At 42.7% G+C, this 16,035-nt stretch carries 21 protein-coding genes and 1 pseudogene; 9 read left to right on the top strand and 13 right to left on the bottom strand.

Annotated features, from left to right (window positions below; all coding sequences use genetic code 11):
- Nucleotides 1-172: 172 nt before the first annotated feature.
- Nucleotides 173-1,081, top strand: coding sequence for an AAA family ATPase (locus tag ANSO36C_RS21915; protein ID WP_251960406.1), 909 nt, complete (start codon nucleotides 173-175; stop codon nucleotides 1,079-1,081).
- Nucleotides 1,082-1,272: 191 nt separating this feature from the next.
- On the opposite strand, the gene ANSO36C_RS21910 is transcribed toward ANSO36C_RS21915, so the two are convergent.
- Nucleotides 1,273-1,587 carry a hypothetical protein gene (locus ANSO36C_RS21910; protein ID WP_251956222.1) on the bottom strand — a complete coding sequence of 105 codons (315 nt, stop codon included), beginning with the start codon at nucleotides 1,585-1,587 and terminating at the stop codon, nucleotides 1,273-1,275.
- Between the two features lie 24 nt (nucleotides 1,588-1,611).
- Between ANSO36C_RS21910 and ANSO36C_RS21905 the strand changes: the two genes are divergently transcribed.
- From ANSO36C_RS21905 to secA, 4 genes are all read left to right on the top strand, one after another.
- Entirely contained in the window at nucleotides 1,612-1,869 is a 258-nt protein-coding gene (locus ANSO36C_RS21905; protein ID WP_251956221.1) for a type II toxin-antitoxin system RelN family antitoxin, read from the top strand.
- Nucleotides 1,859-2,224 carry a type II toxin-antitoxin system RelE/ParE family toxin gene (locus ANSO36C_RS21900; RefSeq protein ID WP_251956220.1) on the top strand — a complete coding sequence of 122 codons (366 nt, stop codon included), beginning with the start codon at nucleotides 1,859-1,861 and terminating at the stop codon, nucleotides 2,222-2,224. Before ANSO36C_RS21905 ends, ANSO36C_RS21900 begins: the two co-directional genes overlap by 11 nt.
- 185 nt (nucleotides 2,225-2,409) lie before the next feature.
- On the top strand, nucleotides 2,410-2,979 hold the full coding sequence (locus ANSO36C_RS21895) for a cytochrome C (protein ID WP_251956219.1): 570 nt from the start codon (nucleotides 2,410-2,412) through the stop codon (nucleotides 2,977-2,979).
- 441 nt (nucleotides 2,980-3,420) lie between these two features.
- Nucleotides 3,421-6,213, top strand: a complete 2,793-nt coding sequence (secA, locus tag ANSO36C_RS21890; protein WP_251956218.1) for a preprotein translocase subunit SecA — start codon at nucleotides 3,421-3,423, stop codon at nucleotides 6,211-6,213.
- A 13-nt stretch (nucleotides 6,214-6,226) separates the two neighbouring features.
- Here secA and ANSO36C_RS21885 read toward each other — a convergent pair whose 3' ends face one another.
- The 6 genes and pseudogenes from ANSO36C_RS21885 to ANSO36C_RS34370 form a co-directional block, all read right to left on the bottom strand.
- A complete protein-coding gene (locus tag ANSO36C_RS21885) occupies nucleotides 6,227-6,457 on the bottom strand; it encodes a hypothetical protein (protein ID WP_251956217.1) in 231 nt (76 codons plus the stop codon).
- An 83-nt stretch (nucleotides 6,458-6,540) separates the two neighbouring features.
- Nucleotides 6,541-6,876, bottom strand: coding sequence for a type II toxin-antitoxin system HicB family antitoxin (locus ANSO36C_RS21880; RefSeq protein WP_251960405.1), 336 nt, complete (start codon nucleotides 6,874-6,876; stop codon nucleotides 6,541-6,543).
- Between the two features lie 6 nt (nucleotides 6,877-6,882).
- Nucleotides 6,883-7,139: pseudogene (locus ANSO36C_RS21875) on the bottom strand (type II toxin-antitoxin system HicA family toxin); the annotation flags it as partial.
- Nucleotides 7,140-7,379: 240 nt separating this feature from the next.
- On the bottom strand, nucleotides 7,380-7,721 hold the full coding sequence (locus ANSO36C_RS21870) for a XisI protein (protein WP_251956216.1): 342 nt from the start codon (nucleotides 7,719-7,721) through the stop codon (nucleotides 7,380-7,382).
- 93 nt (nucleotides 7,722-7,814) lie between these two features.
- Complete coding sequence (locus ANSO36C_RS34375; RefSeq protein WP_323374476.1) at nucleotides 7,815-7,925, bottom strand: element excision factor XisH family protein; 111 nt, start codon at nucleotides 7,923-7,925, stop codon at nucleotides 7,815-7,817.
- Nucleotides 7,926-7,980: 55 nt separating this feature from the next.
- Nucleotides 7,981-8,127: an element excision factor XisH family protein gene (locus tag ANSO36C_RS34370; RefSeq protein ID WP_323374475.1), complete on the bottom strand. Its 147-nt coding sequence runs from the start codon at nucleotides 8,125-8,127 to the stop codon at nucleotides 7,981-7,983.
- A 307-nt stretch (nucleotides 8,128-8,434) separates the two neighbouring features.
- Here ANSO36C_RS34370 and ANSO36C_RS21860 point away from each other — a divergent pair, with 307 nt between their 5' ends.
- From ANSO36C_RS21860 to ANSO36C_RS21850, 3 genes are read left to right on the top strand one after another with little or no spacing between them, the layout of a single operon-like run.
- Complete coding sequence (locus tag ANSO36C_RS21860; protein ID WP_251956215.1) at nucleotides 8,435-8,698, top strand: hypothetical protein; 264 nt, start codon at nucleotides 8,435-8,437, stop codon at nucleotides 8,696-8,698.
- Complete coding sequence (locus ANSO36C_RS21855) at nucleotides 8,689-9,108, top strand: type II toxin-antitoxin system VapC family toxin (protein ID WP_251956214.1); 420 nt, start codon at nucleotides 8,689-8,691, stop codon at nucleotides 9,106-9,108. The genes ANSO36C_RS21860 and ANSO36C_RS21855 overlap by 10 nt, the downstream gene beginning before the upstream one ends.
- A gap of 26 nt (nucleotides 9,109-9,134) precedes the next feature.
- Nucleotides 9,135-9,368, top strand: a complete 234-nt coding sequence (locus tag ANSO36C_RS21850; RefSeq protein ID WP_251956213.1) for a hypothetical protein — start codon at nucleotides 9,135-9,137, stop codon at nucleotides 9,366-9,368.
- 74 nt (nucleotides 9,369-9,442) lie between these two features.
- On the opposite strand, the gene ANSO36C_RS21845 is transcribed toward ANSO36C_RS21850, so the two are convergent.
- From ANSO36C_RS21845 to ANSO36C_RS21835, 4 genes are read right to left on the bottom strand one after another with little or no spacing between them, the layout of a single operon-like run.
- Nucleotides 9,443-9,775 (bottom strand): type II toxin-antitoxin system PemK/MazF family toxin, encoded by a 333-nt coding sequence (locus ANSO36C_RS21845; RefSeq protein ID WP_194046650.1) that lies wholly within the window; start codon nucleotides 9,773-9,775, stop codon nucleotides 9,443-9,445.
- On the bottom strand, nucleotides 9,759-9,977 hold the full coding sequence (locus tag ANSO36C_RS21840) for a hypothetical protein (protein ID WP_251956212.1): 219 nt from the start codon (nucleotides 9,975-9,977) through the stop codon (nucleotides 9,759-9,761). The genes ANSO36C_RS21845 and ANSO36C_RS21840 overlap by 17 nt, the downstream gene beginning before the upstream one ends.
- Complete coding sequence (locus ANSO36C_RS33945; RefSeq protein ID WP_267145329.1) at nucleotides 9,974-10,096, bottom strand: hypothetical protein; 123 nt, start codon at nucleotides 10,094-10,096, stop codon at nucleotides 9,974-9,976. The genes ANSO36C_RS21840 and ANSO36C_RS33945 overlap by 4 nt, the downstream gene beginning before the upstream one ends.
- Nucleotides 10,080-10,277, bottom strand: a complete 198-nt coding sequence (locus ANSO36C_RS21835; RefSeq protein ID WP_251956211.1) for a hypothetical protein — start codon at nucleotides 10,275-10,277, stop codon at nucleotides 10,080-10,082. Before ANSO36C_RS21835 ends, ANSO36C_RS33945 begins: the two co-directional genes overlap by 17 nt.
- A 9-nt stretch (nucleotides 10,278-10,286) precedes the next feature.
- Here ANSO36C_RS21835 and ANSO36C_RS21830 point away from each other — a divergent pair, with 9 nt between their 5' ends.
- Entirely contained in the window at nucleotides 10,287-10,433 is a 147-nt protein-coding gene (locus tag ANSO36C_RS21830) for a hypothetical protein (protein WP_251956210.1), read from the top strand.
- 88 nt (nucleotides 10,434-10,521) lie between these two features.
- On the opposite strand, the gene ANSO36C_RS21825 is transcribed toward ANSO36C_RS21830, so the two are convergent.
- Both ANSO36C_RS21825 and ANSO36C_RS21820 read right to left on the bottom strand, forming a co-directional pair.
- The gene (locus ANSO36C_RS21825) at nucleotides 10,522-11,451 is read right to left on the bottom strand and encodes a hypothetical protein (protein ID WP_251956209.1); all 930 of its coding nucleotides are present in this window, start codon (nucleotides 11,449-11,451) and stop codon (nucleotides 10,522-10,524) included.
- A 140-nt stretch (nucleotides 11,452-11,591) separates the two neighbouring features.
- Nucleotides 11,592-15,578 carry a magnesium chelatase subunit H gene (locus tag ANSO36C_RS21820; RefSeq protein WP_251956208.1) on the bottom strand — a complete coding sequence of 1,329 codons (3,987 nt, stop codon included), beginning with the start codon at nucleotides 15,576-15,578 and terminating at the stop codon, nucleotides 11,592-11,594.
- Nucleotides 15,579-16,035: the final 457 nt, after the last annotated feature.

Below are 16,035 nucleotides of genomic sequence, written 5' to 3'. Positions count from 1 at the left end.
AGAATTAGGTGTTCTGAGTGGGAACAATGTATTTAGGGAAATTGGGCATGGAGAAGAGGCAGAGGGGCGGGTGCAGGGGGCAGAAGGGAAAACCTTCGCCCTTGCTCCCTGCTCCCTGCTCCCTGCTCCCCCTGCTCCCCCTGCTCCTCCTACTCCCCACTCCCCACAACGCATGAGAGAAAAAATCGACGCTTTAACACAAAATCTGGCTCTTACCATCGTTGGCAAAGCTGAGGCAATACGCTTAGTGCTAGTCGCCTTCCTCGGTGGTGGCCATGCCCTCCTAGAAGATGTTCCTGGTGTTGGTAAAACTCTCCTCGCTAAATCTCTAGCTCGTTCACTGGATGGCAAGTTTCAACGGCTACAATGTACCCCCGATTTACTGCCAACGGATATAACTGGCACCAACATTTGGAACCCAAAAAGCGGCGAATTTACTTATCTTCCTGGGCCAATCTTTGCCAATATATTACTAGCTGACGAAATCAACCGCGCTACACCCCGCACTCAATCAGCTTTGCTGGAAGTTATGGAAGAACATCAGGTAACAGTCGATGGTGTGTCTCGTGCAGTTCCCCAGCCATTTTTTGTTATTGCCACTCAAAACCCTATCGAGTACCAAGGTACTTTTCCCCTGCCAGAAGCGCAAATGGATCGGTTTATGTTGTCGCTAAGTTTAGGCTATCCTTCCGAGGTAGAAGAACTACTTATGCTGCAAAATCTCCAAAATGGTGTAAAGATTGCTGATTTGCAGCCTTGTATTACCTTGGCAGAAGTACAAGAATTACGTTACTTATGCTCTCAAGTAAAAGTGGCAACTTCTTTGCAACAGTACATCCTCGAATTGGTGCGGGCAACACGCCAAGATGAGGAAATCGCCCTTGGCGTCAGTCCGCGTGGTACATTAGCATTACAACGGGCTGCCAAAGCGCTAGCTTTTCTATTAGGGCGTGATTATGCCATCCCCGATGATGTGAAATTTCTCGTCCCTCACGTTCTTTGCCATCGCCTTATTCCTAGAGGAGGACGCAACGCTAGAACTGTTGTTGAGCGATTATTGCGATCGGTTTCTATTCCTTAATGTAAGAGTGAATCTAAACTTTAGATTCTTTATCCTGCTTCAATTTGTGCGTGTTAAAGTGAGTTCGATGTTTCTCAAATTTTGTGCTTGTTCTCTTAGTTATATTCTACCTTATTAAGTAGATACATTCACAAAATGTACACTATTTGGAAATGTCATAAATGACCGACAATAGCCATGTTAACACTGAGCTAATACAGGGTTATATGATATTTTTCTACCAGTGTAGACAATATTGAACGGGCAAGAATGCCACTATAGTTTCTGTCAGCCAACCATTTTTTACCTTTATCTGAGATGACACAGTTGCCACTTGATAGACTCTTGTCATTGATAACTTTCAATAATCCCAAATCTGATAATTCTCTCACTACTTGCGAAATATATTTATGACCAGCTAGTAGTTCATCTATTAACATCATTAAACGGTCGAGCTTGTACCAGTGAACTCCTTCATCACCTTTTAGATCAAGAAGTTCAAGAATGAGAGCATAATCCTTTCCCATAGATTCTAATGAGGTAGACAACAGATGAAAGCGATCGAAGTTACCGGTAGGATTGACTCTCAAGGAAACCTAGTTTTAGATGAGCCGATTCAGGGAAGCACTTATCCTCATCAGGTTCGGGTAATTGTGTTGGTTCCAGAACCAGCAGAAGCAGAAGAGGTTGACCCTGATGATACACCCATTGAGGAGATTAAAGCTAGCTTGAGAAGAGCCTTGCAGCAAGCAAAAGCTGGTCAACGCCTACCATTATCCGAAATGTGGGAGGGAATCGATGCCGAATGAACAGCCATTGGTATTAATCGATTTAACTCCTGAATATAAACAAAACTTGCGCGATCTTTCTAAGAGATTTCGCAATATTCGCTCTGATGTTCAAGCGATTATTGAGCAATTACAGCAAGGCAATTTTGTCGGCGATCGCATTGCGGGTATCGGTGAAGAGTATATTATTTACAAGCGAAGAGTTCGCAACAGTAGTATCCAAAAAGGTAAGAGTGCTGGATACCGATTGATTTATCAAGTTGAGTCACCTACAAGTATTTTGCTATTAACGATTTATTCCAAGTCTGATCGAGAAGATATTGGTGTAAATGAAATCCGAGATATTTTGGCTGATTTTTCTGGTGAGTCAGTTTAAAACTGCCAACAGATTTTTTCTGGGAAAGTCAGTGGTGTGCCACTGTGATTAATCTTTAGAGATGTATAGACACAGGGCTGCTTGCCATTATAAAACTACTGACACAAAATCCGAAACACTACCAATACTGCGTAAGTCCTATGATTAGCACAAGCGCTACTTTTAAATATCTGGGAATGTGAGGAATGTCAATTTTTGTTAAGCGCAAAACCAGCGATGCCTACGGCGGGCTACGCCAAAGCGCCGAACGTGAATTTAAACGCCAATTTTTTGGTTTACTTTTGGTAATTGTAACGTGGAGTTTGGCTATGGGCTGGCTTCTAGCCTTGGCAACTAACGCCCAAAGTGCTGTTACCACCCCTGAAATTGGTAGTGTTGACGTTGTGCCTGCACAATACCAACTGGGGCAAGAACTGTATTTGGAAAACTGTTCCACGTGCCACATTGGCATACCACCAGCCGTTTTACCTACCCAAACTTGGAAAAATCTCCTGCAAGATTCACAACACTACGGCGCACAAATCAAGCCTTTAGTCGATCCGCCGCGCATTTTAGTGTGGAAATATCTTTCGACTTTCTCCCGTATCCAGCTAGACGACGAAGAAACACCATACCGCCTCGATAACTCGCGTTATTTTAAAGCTTTGCATCCAGGAGTTGAGTTATCACGTCCCGTCCAGGTTGGCAGTTGTGTCAGCTGTCATCCCAGTGCTAGTGATTATAATTTCCGCCAGCTGTCAGCAGAATGGAAGTGAGGAGTTAGGAATGAGGAGTTAGAAGTTAGGAGTTGAAAAATTCATAACTTACGCCGTGTGCAACTTTCTCTCAGACCTAACCCCCAACCCCTTCCCTACAAGGGAAGGGGAGCAATAATCAAAGCCTCTCTCCGTTTCGGGGAGAGGTTTGGAGAGGGGTTTTAAGAATAAGTCGCACATCGCGTTAACTTATAACTCCATTCCCTTACTCCCTCTCTGGCCCCATCTGGGGGCAAAATGATACTATGAAGAAAGAGTAAATATAAGATAAGAGTTAAAACCAATCATTTAGTAAACTGATTGGCTAGTTTTTCTCCTGTTTTTGAGGTAATTGTCATTTCACACCCATCCACGACCGAGACGGTTGGGCTGGGTTAAATGTTTATAATCAATGCCGAGCCTTTAATCCCCATCCCCCTTGATTCAGTTCTATAATCTGCCATGCTAAAACTTTTGTTGGGCGACCCCAACGCTCGTAAGCTTAAAAAATATCAACCTTCTGTTACTGAAATTAACCTTTTAGAGGAAGAAATTAAGGTTCTTTCTGATGATGAGTTAAAAGGTAAAACCGTCGAATTTAAACAACGGATTGCTAAAGGGGAAACCCTAGACGACATATTGCCAGAAGCTTACGCCGTTGTTCGGGAAGCAGGACAACGAGTCTTAGGCTTGCGGCACTTTGATGTCCAACTCCTTGGCGGTATCATTTTGCATGTGGGACAAATTGCCGAAATGAAAACCGGCGAAGGTAAAACCCTAGTTGCTACCTTGCCAAGTTACTTAAATGCCCTTACTGGTAAAGGTGTACACGTCATCACTGTGAACGATTACCTGGCTCGTCGGGACGCTGAATGGATGGGACAGGTGCATCGGTTCTTGGGGCTGAGTGTGGGGCTAATTCAGTCAAGCATGACTCCTAGTGAACGCCAGAAAAACTACGACTGCGATATCACCTATGTTACCAACAGCGAGGTCGGCTTCGACTATCTGCGGGATAACATGGCGACATCAATGGCAGATGTGGTACAACGCCCGTTTAATTATTGCGTAATTGACGAGGTGGACTCGATTTTAGTTGATGAGGCGCGGACACCACTAATTATTTCTGGGCAGGTGGAAAGACCTACAGAAAAGTATCTGCAAGCCGCGGAAATAGCTTTCACACTCAAAAAAGACGAACATTACGATGTAGACGAAAAAGCTCGTAACGTTTTATTGACAGATGAAGGATTTGCGGAATCGGAAAATCTTTTAGGAGTCACAGATTTATTTGACCCAGAAGATCCTTGGGCGCACTTTGTTTTTAATGCAATTAAAGCCAAAGAACTTTTCCTCAAGGATGTAAATTACATCGTCCGCAATGGTGAAGTGGTAATTGTGGATGAATTTACCGGTCGGGTGCTAGCCGGACGGCGTTGGAGTGATGGATTACACCAAGCGATTGAAGCTAAAGAACACGTAGAGATTCAGCCAGAAACTCAAACTCTAGCGACAATTACTTACCAAAATATGTTTTTGCTGTATCCAAAACTCGGTGGAATGACGGGAACGGCAAAAACAGAAGAACCAGAATTTGAAAAAATTTATAAGTTGGAAGTTGCGGTAATTCCTACCAACCGCGATCGCAGACGCGAAGATTTGTCTGATATGGTCTTTAAGACGGAACCAGGCAAATGGGGTGCGATCGCTAGCGAATGTGCCGAAATGCACGAACTCGGCAGACCTGTGTTAGTAGGAACCACTAGTGTGGAAAAATCCGAACTTCTCAGCCGGCTGTTAAAGCAACTGGAAATTCCCCACGAATTACTTAACGCTAGGCCGGAAAATGTCGAGCGTGAGGCGGAAATTGTCGCTCAAGCTGGACGGAAAGGCGCTGTCACTATTGCTACTAACATGGCTGGTAGAGGTACAGACATCATCTTGGGTGGTAACTCCGAATACATGGCACGTCTGAAGCTGCGGGAATACTTCATGCCCCGGATTGTCATGCCAGAAGATGAAGATAACTTTAGTGTGCAAAAACCAGCCGGATTACCTACAGGACATGGTGGCGGTCAAGGCTTTGTCCCTGGTAAAAAAGTCAAAACTTGGCGGGCTTCGCCAGAAATTTTCCCCACCCAGTTGACCAAAGAAACAGAAAAACTACTCAAAGATGCAGTAGAAATTGCAGTGCGTGAGTATGGCGATCGCAGTTTACCAGAACTAGAAGCTGAAGAAAAGGTAGCTGTAGCCGCAGAAAAAGCTCCCATCGATGACCCTGTGATTCAGAAATTGCGGGAAGCTTACAACCGCATTAAGCAGGAATATGAACAATTTACTACCCGCGAACATGATGAGGTAGTGGGAATCGGTGGTTTGCACGTAATTGGTACAGAACGCCACGAATCGCGGCGGATTGATAACCAGTTACGGGGACGTGCAGGACGACAAGGCGACCCTGGAACCACGAGATTCTTCTTAAGTTTAGAAGATAACCTACTGCGAATTTTTGGTGGCGATCGCGTTGCCGGATTAATGAATGCTTTCCAAGTGGAAGAAGATATGCCCATTGAATCTGGGATGCTTACCCGCAGTTTGGAAGGCGCACAGAAAAAAGTCGAAACCTACTATTACGACATTCGTAAACAGGTGTTTGAGTACGACGAGGTGATGAATAATCAACGTCGGGCTATTTATGCCGAACGCCGCCGGGTGTTAGAAGGTCAAGATTTGAAAGAACAAGTAATCAAGTACGCTGAAAAAACGATGGATGATATCGTTGACTACTACATCAACATAGACTTGCCCTCGGAAGAGTGGGAGTTAGAAAAGTTGGTTGAGAAAGTCAAAGAATTCGTTTATCTGCTAGCAGATTTACAAGCGAGTCAATTAGAAGATATCACAGTCGGCGAGATTAAAGCCTTTTTGCACGAACAGGTGCGAATTGCTTACGACCTCAAAGAAGCGCAGATTGACCAAGTTCAACCCGGACTGATGCGGCAAGCGGAACGCTTTTTTATCTTGCAACGCATTGATACTCTGTGGCGGGAACACTTGCAACAAATGGATGCCTTGCGCGAATCAGTGGGGCTACGTGGTTACGGTCAAAAAGACCCACTAATTGAATATAAGAGCGAGGGTTACGAACTCTTCTTGGATATGATGGTTAACATTCGCCGAGATGTAGTGTACTCGTTATTCATGTTCCAGCCGCAGCCTCAGCAGATGATGCAAGCTTCATCTGAGATGGTGTAAGTAGGGAATAATTTCATGCAGAGACGCAAAGGTGCAGAGGCACTTTTGCGTCTTTGTATTTTAAGGCATCTCTCAAAAATATTTTGCTTTCAGGAGCGATCGCATCCCTCGCAAACTTAAGCTGTTGACTCATGCTATCAGCATTAGGCTCAAATCTGATTAATTCATTTATCTGACATAACTGGAAGAATTGCTCATCTGTTATTTGAATAACAGGAGCAAAGTTGATAGTTAACGCATCCATAGAAAAATTTCAACTTGAATATTCCCATCAAATGCCAAAGGCGAATACACTTTAGCGAAAAAACATATTTAGAATGATTGACCCTAAGGATTAATTACTTTATCCGCAGCACCAGTTAATATTTCATCCATCCAAGCATTTATGCTTTTGCCAGCCTTTTTAGCAGCAATAAATATTTTGCGGTGGTGTTCTGGAGTTGTGCGGAATGGAAGTTTACCAGAGAATGGTTTATCAGGCTCCTCTCCTAGTTCTTCACAGAAAGCAAGATAATCATCAACAGAAATTTGAAATTCTTGACGCGCTTCCTCTACAGTTTTTGCCTTAAAGGTAATCACGTCATTAATATCTAGGACTTGACCAAAAAGTATTCCCGCTTCTACATCTACTTCTATACTAGCTGTGTATCCTTTATAAGTCATCCATATTTCAATTCCTGCCTTAATTAAAAATTCTCTAACAGACTTTGACTGCTCCTTTATCTGTCTCATTTTGAGGATGCGGTTCGTGAAAAACAGCTTTCACATCATTTAATTTCACAGCGAACCCGCGAACCTCTACCTTGAGTAATATCAGCACCGAGAGCTATAAATAAACTTTCAATATCTTTCCAAAGAATATTAGATGGTACAGGATTCGTAAAAATTAACTCTAAAATCTGACGTTGTTTGTTATTGAGATCCATTTAATCAATACAATTTCAGCCATCTTACAGTTAAGTTGAATATAGCCACAGATATAATGATATCATATTATGATATCATTGAAAATATAGAAGCGTAGCGGCTTGTCGTTAGACATCGCCTATTGTGGAAGAGTGAGTGCGTTAGCGTTCGCGCAGCGTCTCGTAGAGAAGCTCACCGTAGGTATTGCCTTACAGAAAACCTCAAAAATAATGCGATCGCCTGAGTAGAACAATAATTTACTAAGCTGTTGCAAATTCTGTAAATTTTCTCACATCTGGAGGCTGAAAAGCTAACACAATATCGTTGCTACTTACACCTAATTTTATTAATTCAGTCGCTATTCCTTCTTCTGTCCAGTCTTCTTCTATGAAAATTTTCTCATTTTTAATCCGAATATGAACATGAGTATATTTAAGTCTTTTGCTACCTTGCCAATCTACAGTTAACCAGAGATAATGATCATGACTTTCATCAAACACTAAACAATTTTCAGCAATTTTATCAGGTGATTGACGAGATAAATTATCATATTCAGTTAGCACCTGTTTAATTAACTCTCGATATTGTGTTAATTTATCCATAAAGTAATTTCCTCCCTTTCATTGTTAAAAACAATAAATTAAATTTGCTGAAGTTTAACTACTGCTTGAATAGATTTTCTTTGAAAGAAAGTATCAAACACTGTATCTCTGAGTTGCTAGATAAATTTTATAGGTTTTACTGGCTAGTTGTAAAATATAGCGGTATAAAATATATTGACCTAGAGAATTTTCAAAATTTCTCATGGGAGAAGGACTGATAAAACTCTTGATTTCTACAACTATTTTTCGTCCCTTCTTGTTATGCTAATAAGGCTTTTTCTATAAATAAATCAGCATAAAGTTCTGCATCTTCATACTGCAAAAAATAAGGGTCAACTATAATTGTCCAGCCATCCTTAATTAAGGCATTTTTAACAGCATTATGGTAAATGTCTTTTGCTGGCATTTCCTTTGTGGTAATATTGGCTAGATATTAAGCTTAGTTATTATAATTATACTCACTGGCCGAGAACTTCAATATCCCAAGGCAGAGAATTATAACATTGCCAGAAACGTCGCATTGTATAGTGCATCAGAATTACCAACCGCTTCCTGTGCTAAAGCAGACATCGCCTGTTGTGAAAGAGTCAGCGTTAGCGTAGCTCACCGTAGGTATCACTTTGTATATTTGACTTCAAGACAAAAAAAGTATAGAGCATCAAACCTCTATTTGTTAGAATATCTTTTGTTACTAAAGAGAGAGAAGTTATCTGGTGGACTCTACATTTAACTGGAAACTGGAACAGACTTTACTTGAAAAAGTCATAAATCTGGCTACTCAACGAGGGCAATCTCCTGAATCAATAGTCAGTGAAGCTGTTAGGCTATATCTCGAAACCCAATTGCTAGAAACAGTTGATGATGCTGCATCTGACCCATTAATTGGTTTATTTGCAGCAACACCTGATTTGGCTATAAACTCAGAAGATGTTCTCCAACAGGAGATTACTGAAAAATCTGGTTGGACGTGGAAATAAAATTAGCAGTAGCTGATACAGGTTTTGTTGTAGCATTGTTGAACCGTTCGGATGCAATGCACAGTATTGTTGCACCACTATATACACAACAAAAACAAATTCTGTTACCCCAAACAGTATTAGCAGAATTAGCTTATTTGGTAGGACGTAATGCAGGTATAGCGACAGTAGTAGCTTTTTTACAAGGACTATCTGCGAGTCGTTTTAGTTTAGTAGCTTTAACAGAGCAAGATGTAATTCGTGTGGCGGAAATCTTGGATGAGTATGCAGATAGTCGGATTGATTTTGTAGATGCAAGTGTTATGGCTATAGCTGAACGCTATGGGATTAAAAAAATATTTACTTTAGATCAGCGAGATTTTAGATTATATCGACCTCAGCACTGCGATAGCTTTGAGATTTTGCCTTAAAGAAAATAATAGTTAACAAAAGAGCGATGTCTACGACGGGCTATTCGGCGTCGCCTTACAGAAAACCTCAAAAACTAAGCGATCGCGTGTTGGGGAAGAGTGAGCGATCGCCTTGCAGAAAACTTCAAAAATTAAGCGATCGCCTATTGTGGAAGAGTGAGTGCGTTAGCGTTCGCGCAGCGTCTCGTAGAGAAGCTCACCGTAGGTATTGCCTTGCAGAAAACCTCAAAAATAAAGCGATCGCTGTTGTGGAAGAGTGAGTGCAATGTCTACGACGGGCTACGCCTACCCTTTGTTTAGGTATTCAATTCTCAATTTTGCGAAGTTGCCAATACTATGACAACCCCAACCAACACCGCAAAGATTGCTCTAAAAGTTCAGCATCAGCATCAGCTAACTTGCCAATCACTTTGACAACTAAGCTTTTATGCACTGTGTATAAACCTCTCTTGACTGCTGTAGCCACGTTTAGCCCTGCTGCTGCCCATTCAGACAAGACAAACTCACCTTCTAGCAATGCTCCAGTTTTGCTCGTCAAGGGCGTGATTAAAATGTCTTGGGAAACGTGTGGCGCACTTACAACAACAGCAGGTCTAACTTTTGAACTGGACAAATCTGAAAAGGGATACTGAACCAAAATGATGTCATTTTTAGAGTAGTTGGGCATAGACATCATCCTCAGCGTTATCCCAAACTGATGAGAGTGATGTTTGACTGGTTTGAAGCCAAAATTCAGTTTCATCATCAGGAAGCAGCGTCACTAACACTCTTGTCCCTTCCGGTAATTCCTCTGACTCCAGCAATTCGATTTTTCCTTCCCGAACAGTAGCCCAAAGCGTTTTTAGCATATCTGTTTTATGAATAGTCATGCTTTAATTTTATGCTTCGATAGTTTATGAAGAGCGATCGCCTTGTAGAAAACCTCAAGAACAAAGCGATCGCCTGTTGTGGAAGAGTAAGTGCGATCGCTTTTAGAGTAGTTCGGCATAGACATCATCCTCAGCGTTATCCCAAACTGATGAAAGTGATGTTTGACTGATTTGAAGCCAAAATTCAGTTTCATCATCAGGAAGCAGCGTCACTAGCACTCTTGTTCCTTCCGGTAATTCCTCTGACTCCAGCAATTCGATTTTTCCATGCCGAACAGTAGCCCAAAGCGTTTTTAACATATCTGTTTTTTGAACAGTTATGCTTTAATTTTATGGTTTGATAATGGTTTGATAGTTGATGAGAAGCGATCGCCTTACAGAAAACCTCAAAAATTAAGCGATCGCCTGTTGTGGAAGAGTAAGTGCGATCGCCTTGCAGAAAACCTCAAAAACTAAGCGATCGCCTTGCAGAAAACCTCAAAAATAAAGCGTAGATGCGTAGCGGCTTTCACTTGTCCTCTCCAACAATGTCTTTGACAACGCTCTATATGCCAGTATTTGATTGGTGTGTTCGCTGTGCAAGTTGCTCTCGATAAGCCTGAACAGCAAGAACTTGTTGGAAAAATTTATTTGGATCAATCATGCATTTTGGCGATGAATTCTCATCAAAAGCATTTATCGCAAGAGTAGGATTCAGTAGTCCACTTATGCCTTGCTTTTCAAGAAATCGCTTTTTCTCAATACACCACTCATTAAGTTTAATAACAGTATTAAGAGCCTCTGTAGTAGTTCCCCAATATGATCCAAGATTATGAGGGCGTGGAAACCCCTCTTGCTGGTCATACTGCCTCATTGCTCTGATAATTTGCATTCCAGTATCAGGATGTAAAAGTCCCGAGCCAGATACAAGTTGATGAACAAGAGCGTATGTCTGTGGCTCAAGAATTCCGGTATGTCTTTCAAGAATACGTTCTGCTCTGGTGTAAAACTCCTGTTCTCGTTCAGGCAACCATTCCCACCAAGTACGTGGTGGAGCTACGCTTGGCTGACTATCTAAATCAAGATACGTTTTTATTGCATCGATTGTTTCGAGCGAAAGAAGTTGATTAACTGTTAAAGGTACTGACTGTGAAACAGGCGCTTTACATACATTCTCCCAGAATTGGATGATTTCTGATGGTGCTGGACGAGGAACAGTTTGTGCGAAAGCAGATTCCCAAAATTGAATTATTCTTGTTGCCAACATCCGAACATCTTCGTATGCAGCAGCTTGAAGAGGAAGAGTTCTTCGTAATTCCTGCTGTCGAATTAACTGATCAACAAAAACAACTGTCAAGATAATGCCAAGTATTTCAGTAAATGCATTTAAGCCAAAATCAGCCAGCCCTGGAATGTTCTTCTTCCAGAAGAAAAGGCAGACAAGAGCTAGAATTGCAAGTGGGATTGTCAGATTACGAGTTTCAACAATTGGCACTAAAAAAGGGTTTAGCCAGTCCTCAATTTTCAGATAACAGCGTTTCAAGAACTTGCTGCTCATGTGCTAGAATTAATACTTAATAAATGCGGAAGGCACGGTATAACCGTGCCTCTTAATATTGTAGGGTATGTATAAACCTACTCTATCCCTTCAATCCGGTCTTCAACCTCTTGGTACAACTCGCGCAGACGATCTAAATTATCCTCGCTAGTCTCCCAATAACCGCGTCCATTCACTTCCAACAAAGTTGATACAATCTTGCGGAAAGAATGGGGGTTGAGGTTCAACAACCGTTTCTGCATTTCTTCATCTTTGATGAAGGTTTCGTTAGTATCCTCATAAATCCAGTTATCCACAGCGCCGGCTGTCGCACTCCAACCTGTTGTATTCACCAACCGCTTGGAGAGTTCGCGCACACCTTCGTAACCGTGAGACAGCATCCCCTCGTACCATTTGGGATTTAACAATTTGGTACGTGCATCTAAACGGACGGTTTCTGATAATGTCCGCACTTGGGCGTTAGCTGTGGTTGTATCTGCAATATAAGATGCTGGTTTTTTACCATCACCCCGCAGACTTGCCACTAGTTTAGTAGGATCTGAATCAAAGTAGTGGGAAACGTCCGTTAAGCTAATCTCGGAAGAATCCAGATTTTGGAAAGTTGCATCAGCAGTTTTCAATGTACTTTCAAAAATACCGCGCGATTCATCCATGATTCCGGGGTTATCGGAATTGAAGGAGAAAGATTTCCGGTTGAGATACATTTCCTGCAACTCGGCTTCGCTATCCCAAGTACTGTTTTCTACTGCCAAGTTGATATTTGACGAGTAGGAACCAGAAGCATTGGAGAAAACACGAGTTGCTGCTTGACGCAGATTAATCCCCATTTCCTCAGCTTGCTGCAAAGCGTGTTTGCGAACAAAGTTCATTTCTAAGGGTTCATCTGCCTCGGCTGCCATCTTCACCCCTTGGTCTAGCAGGTTCATTTGGTTGATGAACAAGTCGCGGAATACACCAGAACAGTTGATTACCACATCAATTCTGGGTCGTCCCAACTCTTCTAAAGATATCAATTCCAACTTGTTCACCCGTCCCAAGGCATCGGGAACTGGACGCACGCCCACCATCCACATAATTTGCGCTAGGGATTCACCGTAAGTTTTGATGTTATCGGTTCCCCAAAGGACGCAGGCGATGGTTTCTGGCCATTTCCCATCGTTTTCAGCCTTGTTACGGAGCAAAAGCCTGTCTACAACGATTTTGGCTGATTGGACTGCTGCTGTTGTTGGGATGGATTGCGGATCTAAAGCATGGATATTCTTACCTGTGGGCAATACATCCGGGTTGCGGATGGGATCGCCACCAGGGCCGGGTAAGATGTATTCACCTTCCAGCCCTCTGAGTAATGCTCCGAGTTCGTTATCTGCACAAACTTGTTGCAGGCAGAATTCCAAATACTCAAGTAAGGGTTTTAAGGCTGCGGTGTCAACTTTGGGATAACCTGCTTTATGCAATGCTTCTACCCAAGGTTCTTTTTTGCCCATGTTGAAGAAATTCAACCGGGAAACCAGAGAAACTCGTCCTTCCGCGTCGATTTGCTCTTGGACAAGGGCGGTAACTGCTGCACGGGTTGCCAAAGTGATATCTTGCAACAACTGGACATCTTCTAAAATGCCTCTGTCATTATTTTGGTAAATATCGTCAATGTTACGCCCAATGCTGTTGGCGATAATTCCCGGCAAGCCTTGAAGTCCTTCTTCTTGACGATCTAGACTAGCAATGTTTACGAGAGTTGCGATCGCTTCTTCTGCACTTGGCGGTTTACCAATGACGTGTAAACCACAAGGCAACAACCGAGACTCGATTTCCATCAACTTGCGGTAGACGTTACCAACAATATTATCGCGCTCTTCGGCACTCATATCTCTGGCATCGGTTTCTGGCAGGTTGATATCCTTATCCAGATTCACGATCCGGCATTTATCCATGATGCTGTTGACAATGGAAACACCGCGTCCACTATCTTTTAAGGTTTGGTAGGAAGCAATTAACTCGCTGAGTTCCTTCAAACCTTTGTACAACCCAGCATTTTCTGCTGGCGGTGTCAAGTAGGAAATTGTTTCGGCATAACTCCGACGTTTGGCAATTGTCGCTTCACTAGGATTATTCGCTGCGTAATAATACAGGTTGGGAATTGAGCCAATTAAGTTATCTGGATAACAGTCACCAGACATCCCCATCTGTTTACCTGGCATGAATTCCAAGGAACCATGTGTACCAAAGTGCAGTACAGCGTCAGCTTTCCAAACCTGCTCTAGGTAAGTGTAGTAAGCAGCAAAACCGTGGTGAGGACTAGCTGAACGGGAGAATAACAACCGCATCGGGTCGCCTTCGTAACCAAATGTAGGTTGGACACCGATGAAGACGTTACCGAATTGCTTACCATAAATCAGCAAGTTTTGCCCGTCGCTGTTAAGGTGTCCGGGAGGTGGGCCCCAGTTTTCCTCTAAGCGGTGAGAGTAGGGAGTCAGCGCCTCATACTCAGGAACCGACATTTTGTAAGCAACGTTCAGTTCTGGGCTGTTGTACTGCGCCTGGGCATCGTGAATGACTTCTTGCAGCAATGCTTCGGCTGATTCTGGTAATTCTGGTAAGTCGTAGCCGTTATTTTTGAGGGCTTTCATCACCTCGTAAATGGAGCCGAATACATCCAAGTAAGCGGCGGTTCCCACATTGCCTTTATCTGGCGGGAAGCTGAAAACGGTGATGGCGACTTTTTTATCAAGTTTTGGCTTGCGGCGGAGGTTAGCCCATTTTAAGGCGCGTTCGGCTACAGCTTCAACCCGATCGCGCAGTGCGATCGCTTTCCCTGTAGTTCCATCTCTACCAGATAATATAATTGGCTCAATTGCCCCATCCAATTCAGGAATTGCAATTTGCAAAGCTACTTGAATTGGATGTAACCCTAAATCGCTATCCATCCACTCTTCTGTGGTTTGGAATACTAAGGGTAACGCCACCATATAAGGACGGTTTAAGCGTTTGAGTGCCTCAATTGCTTTGGGATGATCTTGTCTGGCTGGGCCACCCACTAAAGCAAAACCAGTTAGCGAGATCACTGCATCTACTAACTGTATTTTGGTAATTGGTTCGTAGAAGTACGCCTCAACAGGTTTGGAGAAATCCAAACCACCAGCAAACACAGGTAATACCCGTGCGCCTAGTGCTTCCAACTCCTGCACCATTGCTACATAATGGGCATCATCCCCTGTAACTAGGTGAGTGCGTTGCAATACTAACCCGACACAAGGAGCTAGGGGATCTTTTAGATCACTAGAAATATCCTTACGAGCTGTATACCAATTGAGGTATTCTCTGACATCTTCAAACATACTGGGAGCCAAAGGATGCCAAATCCCTAAATCGGGATAAACCACCGGCTGTTCGTATGTAGAAGGTGCAAAATCTTGTTTTTCTAAACCTTTAAATACGTATTTATCAGCTAGCATCAGCAAAAAGTTTTCCAGGTTTTCTGGAGAACCACCTAGCCAATACTGAAAACTGAGCATGAAATTTCGGGCATCCTGTGCCTTATCCATCGGTAAAAACTTCAGCACTTGCGGTAGGGTTCGCAAAAGCTTCAGCATTCCATCTTGGAATCCCGCACCGGATTTTTCTTTGCGTTTCCGCATGAATTGAGCGATCGCACTTTTTGACTGACCCAACTGTGCCAAGGAAAAGCTGCCCATTTTACTTAAGCGCATTACCTCTGGCATGGAGGGAAAGACAACGGAAACGTCTAGATGATCGCGGTGTGGTTCTACTGCTGCTACTACTTTTTGTGCTAAGTCTTCGATGAAAATGAGGGAAGCGATGAAGATATTCGCACTCTCAATTTCTCGTTTGAACTCCTCGTAATTTTCAGGGTCGCGGAGTTCCTCAATCAAGTACCCGCTAATTTCAATCGCCAAGTTGGGATTGTTCGCGTTAATGGTGCGAACCGCTTGCGACAATGCGCTCTGGTACTGGGACTCAAGCACGACATAGACCACCTTGATTAAACTACGTCCGCGTAAGTTATCAGGCGCAATGTGTCTAATGGTGGACTTGACGTGTGTGAACATGCTTCTTCGGCTCCTTTGATGCGTGTTCTCTGAAGGAAGCTACTAGGGGCATCGTCAGCCACAGGTAACTTGTGATTTTTAGGCAATATCTGTTTTTTATCAGAAAATGCTTGCCCAGTAGGCATTTTATCCCTTATATGACACAAATCGATATAAAAAACGAAATATTTCTTTGTAATTGTTGACTTTACATAAAAGTATTTGCTCACAAATTTGTAAATTTTTCGCAATACTTATTTTTAATAGTTAAATAGCTATCTAGCAATTTAAATCAATTTAACGAAACTTGCCTATACTGACTAAATATTTTTTAGTTACAGCACTTCCGGCAGCTATGAGGTACATCCTCAAAGCTAAAAGCTATGTTAGGAGAGAGGCAATAAGAAAAACTGTATTGCATAATAGCGGGAAGCGCTGTAGCGTAGAAAGGCTACAATTATGTACTTAGTTTTAATTT

It is taken from the genome of Nostoc cf. commune SO-36 (assembly GCF_023734775.1).
In the GTDB taxonomy this organism is placed as follows: domain Bacteria; phylum Cyanobacteriota; class Cyanobacteriia; order Cyanobacteriales; family Nostocaceae; genus Nostoc; species Nostoc commune_A.
The sequence above is the reverse complement of the archived record's forward strand: the minus strand, read 5'-3'. Positions and strand labels throughout refer to the sequence as shown.